The following is a 299-nucleotide window of genomic DNA, read 5'->3' on the forward strand; positions in this document are numbered from 1 at the left end:
TTTTCGGGGTCGGCGTCTTCGACGGAACCCGACGGTGAGTCGGGGTCGTCGGGGTTGTTCATGCCGGGGGCTGCCCAGACCGCCCAGACGGCTTCTTGGTCGGCGCGGTATTCCGGGGTCATTTTGCCGGTCATCTTCGACATCTGTTGGGTGTCTTGGCGGCCGAGGAACACTTGGCGTTTCTGCTGCCGGTCGACGTCGTCGGTCATCTCGCCGTCGGGGTCGAGGTGTGCCATCAGGCGGGCGCCGATCGCGGTCAACTCGGCGGGGGTGTGCACCCGGGCGTAGTCGGCCATCTG

The 299-nt window shown here is 66.6% G+C and carries 1 protein-coding gene; it reads right to left on the reverse strand.

The annotated features are described in order from the left end of the window. Positions 1-299, reverse strand: a 299-nt coding sequence (locus ACLQ3C_RS21620) for a DUF222 domain-containing protein (RefSeq protein ID WP_425707136.1), incomplete at both ends; no start/stop codon positions are given.

It is taken from the genome of Gordonia sp. DT30 (assembly GCF_049844915.1).
Lineage (GTDB): Bacteria > Actinomycetota > Actinomycetes > Mycobacteriales > Mycobacteriaceae > Gordonia.